4 protein-coding genes are annotated in these 3,800 nt (G+C 36.8%); all 4 read right to left on the reverse strand.

What is annotated here, in order from left to right:
* Positions 1-440, reverse strand: a 440-nt coding sequence (locus QVB70_RS02960; RefSeq protein WP_287583221.1) for a monomethylamine:corrinoid methyltransferase, incomplete at its 3' end; no start/stop codon positions are given.
* A 13-nt stretch (positions 441-453) separates the two neighbouring features.
* Positions 454-1,569, reverse strand: coding sequence for a mandelate racemase/muconate lactonizing enzyme family protein (locus QVB70_RS02965; protein WP_287583223.1), 1,116 nt, complete (start codon positions 1,567-1,569; stop codon positions 454-456).
* A gap of 29 nt (positions 1,570-1,598) precedes the next feature.
* Complete coding sequence (locus QVB70_RS02970; protein WP_287583225.1) at positions 1,599-1,979, reverse strand: cupin domain-containing protein; 381 nt, start codon at positions 1,977-1,979, stop codon at positions 1,599-1,601.
* A gap of 132 nt (positions 1,980-2,111) precedes the next feature.
* Positions 2,112-3,266 (reverse strand): aminotransferase class V-fold PLP-dependent enzyme, encoded by a 1,155-nt coding sequence (locus tag QVB70_RS02975; RefSeq protein WP_287583226.1) that lies wholly within the window; start codon positions 3,264-3,266, stop codon positions 2,112-2,114.
* Positions 3,267-3,800: the final 534 nt, after the last annotated feature.

Genomic DNA, 3,800 nt, shown 5'->3' on the forward strand with positions numbered 1-3,800 from the left:
AAGTATGCCATAGACATTGGAACAAAAAGATCCTCATCACACGTGATGTCAGGCGAGAAAAGACAGAAAGGTTTTCGAGGATCCTCGATTTGTCTACTCGAAATTTCTTTAGAGTCCCGTCCAAAACCCAGTGTAAACTTTCCAGGGAAATTTCCCAATGCTTCTTTCATCTCAGCCTCTGTAAAAAGAATTCTGCGATGGGTATCAGTGCAAAGCGTCCCAATTTCAAGATAAAGATCCATGGCAGCCTTCCATAGATTATCAGCTAGATCATTATCACTTGGAACTGGTGACATTGGATCAAAAGAGATATCATATTCTTTTATTACTCTTCTTAGTTCAGGAACAAGTAGTTTGAGATCAAAATCCTTTTCTAAACAGATAGGACCGTTTACTGCTCGTTCTAGCACTTCATTAATACGCCACGGAGGAGTACCCATTTTATTCACCTTTCTAAGGAATTAAATATTTATCAACAACATTATCCTTTAACTCTACTCCTAATCCTGGATCTGTGGGGATTGTTACCATACCTTGTCCATCGAATTCTAGAGGTTTTTTTAGCAGAGATTTATATAAAGCATAATCGGTTACATCGAACTCTAACCATTCGCAATTGGGTGTGCATGCCATCACTTGTAGTGTTGCTGCTAGTCCAACGCCTGTAGTATAGTTGTGGGGAGTGCATATCACGTCAAATGCTTCTGCTAAGGCGCATATCTTTTTAGTCTCGGTTATACCTCCACACCTCATTATATCTGGCATAGCGAAGTCCACAGCATTTTTAAGAAAGAGTTCCTTAAATCCCCATTTTGTATACTCGTTCTCACCTGTCGCAATGGGAATGTCAAGTTTATTCTTTAAATACGCTAATCCATCTATATCGTACGGCGATAAAGGCTCTTCATACCAGTAAATATCGTATTTTTCAAGCATTTTCCCTACCTTGAATGCTTCCACTCGATCATAGCCACAATTCATGTCTATCATTAAGTCAACATCCCCTATTGCGTCCTTTATCGCTTTGACTCTTTCCTCATCTTCCTTTAGCCCACGTCCTAGATGGGTCTTCACCGCAGAATACCCTTGTAATGCAAACTGTCGAGCTGATTCAGCCATAATCTCAGGGGTATCCCAGAACAAATCACTTGCATAAGCCTTCACCTTTCCATTTCCTTTAGCATCACCGCCAAGAAGCTTGTAGATTGGCGCATTATAAAATTTTCCAGCGATATCCCAAAGTGCCATGTCAACGCCACTAGCTGCTGATACCCCTTGACCTTTTTGATCCCAGTAAACAAAAACCGGGTCCATCAGCATCGTGCGCCATAATCTTTCTATGTCTAGCGGATCTTGACCAATCAATAATGGTTTAAATTTGTCATCAACTATTGTCTTGACAATATATGATTCTGGTCCATATCCTTCTCCAATACCCTGTATTCCTTCGTCTGTGTCGATGATCACCAAAGCTGCTCCTCTAGAGTTGAATTCTCTGTCTTTAGAAACGCCTAGAGGCTTCGGAAGTTGAACACCTAACTTGATTACTTTAACATCCGTAATTTTCATTTAATGCCCCCAAACTGCTTGTGAGTGTATTAATCATTTTTTTCCTCAAAGTAAAACGGTTTTTCACCTTCAAGAAAGTCCTTACGTATTGGTGAAAAGATGTCAATGAAAATCCCTTTTTCTGGTCCCAATATCTCTGCTCCATGTTCAACATTAGGTGGAATTCTGTAGAATGTATTTTTCTCTACAATTTTAGTCTCCTTTCCTATAGTAAATTTTGCTTTTCCTTGCAAGACGAACCCTAACTGCTCATGTTCATGTTTATGTAATGGGAATGACGCTGGGGGAGATTCTATCTCCAAACATACAATCATCATTCTCGGATCATTCTCACAATAGAATAACTTTCTTTTAATTCCTGGGGCAATTTCTTTAGCTTCCATTTCGTTCAATTTTTCCCAATAACTCAAATCTCTCACTTCCCCTTTAATTTTCTTCAATGAATTCTAAACAAGCGGCTTTTAAAGCTTAGAATTAGTTTTAAATTTTTCTAAGAAAAGATAGTGGATGTTCTTTTTTTCAGTCACGAAAGATCATTTAATTCATCTAAGAAACTGTCTTAGATGCCCTACGAAGTAAAGGATATCGTTTTCAGTATTGTAGATATGGGGCGATACCCTTATCATTCCTAATCTTAAACTAAATTCTACTGGTTTCTCCAATTTACGTAATGCTTGGGCAATTGCCGAACTGTCCTTATCTGTGGGTTCGAATGTTAAAATCGAACATCTATCTTCAGGTGGCGTTATAATGTCGATATTCTTGATTGAATTCAATTGCTCAGCCAAAATATCGACTAATTTCTTATTATGATCATAGATATTTTTTATCCCGATGTTTCTAAGATATTTAATTGATTCTGCGAGCCCTAACTTTACGCTATAAGCACTAGAACTGTATTCAAACTTCCTTGCTGTAGACGCATAGCTCAAATCGAGAGCGTCAAAATCCCACATGTTTTCTCTAGATCGCCAACCTACGAGTGCAGGGTCCAATTCATCGCATAGATCCTTAGAAACATAAGCTATTGCTGTTCCAAAAGGAGCTAGCAGCCATTTGTAGCTACCAGCAATATAAATATCGACGTTTAGTTCTTTGACGTTTATTGGTAGATATCCAGCAGCTTGAATGCCATCAACTATTAGTAAGCCACCGATTTCATGGACCTGCTTTGCAATTTTCTTTATATCATCATCATCGAATTTCTGACCAGTAAGATATTCTACGTGGCTTAGAACCACAACTTTTGTGTTTTCATCGATTTCATTCAATATTACGTTTATTGGAATACGCCAGTTTTCAGCAGTGATAAGCTTCACATTAATGTTTTCCTTTCGTGCAATTCTTAGCCAAGGATAGGTAACACTTGGAAATTCTACGCCAGTTGAAATAACCTTACCGTCGTCCTTTAAGTCTAAACTCCATGCGAAAGAATTCAATGCTTCTGTAGTGCTATTAAAAATAGCAATATCCGTTGAATCACAGCTAAAAAGTTTGCTCCCTTCTTCCCTAAGACCATCATAAATTAAGGTTTCCTTTTCCTCATCTAAAGCTAAAGTCCCACCTTTTGCTATCTCGGTTTCAATTTCTGTCGATCTTTCGATGACAGGATTTGGAACGAGTCCAATACTTGCCGCATTTAAATAATCGACTCTCTTTGTAGTTGGAAAATCTTTCAAAACCTCTTCAGTGTCCATTTAATCACTACCCGATTTTTTTGGTTTTTTAACTTAAGTAATTATAAAGCTGTATATTTCCCCTTTATAATCTCAGATATATAACTAACAACTGCAAGGATCAATGATTTTCTTTCCATTATACTCAATCCTCTACATTATTTCGAAATAGTTAATAAAGAGTTACACATGCGGCTACATTTCCAAGATGGTAAAAATCATTTTCTTCGTTTTCTTGATATTCTAAAGATTTAAGTTTAGATTTCAAATTTGGAGAGAATTTTATAATTAGAATAAACTATTAAATTTTCAGAAATAAATTGCATGCGTTTATGATTATTATAGAACCTTTTTGTCATGCTTAACTGAAACTTTGTAAGTTAAACAACAAGATTTTTGTAACAATGCATTAGATATCATTAATATCAAAACGGTTTATAATTAAACAAATTCAATAGGAGAGATTTATAATGTCTTTTAAAGACGTCGATGAGACGGAAATAGAAGAAGAGGAAGAAGAGGAAGAAGAGGAAGAAGAGGAAGAAGAGGAAGAAG

Source organism: Candidatus Borrarchaeum sp. (assembly GCF_019058535.1).
GTDB lineage: Archaea > Asgardarchaeota > Sifarchaeia > Borrarchaeales > Borrarchaeaceae > Borrarchaeum > Borrarchaeum weybense.

What these genes read in the sequence shown, in the direction of transcription:
- QVB70_RS02965 (WP_287583223.1), bottom strand. Translation starts at nt 1,569, where the DNA reads ATGAAAATTACGGATGTTAAAGTAATCAAGTTAGGTGTTCAACTTCCG.
- QVB70_RS02975 (WP_287583226.1), bottom strand. Translation starts at nt 3,266, where the DNA reads ATGGACACTGAAGAGGTTTTGAAAGATTTTCCAACTACAAAGAGAGTC.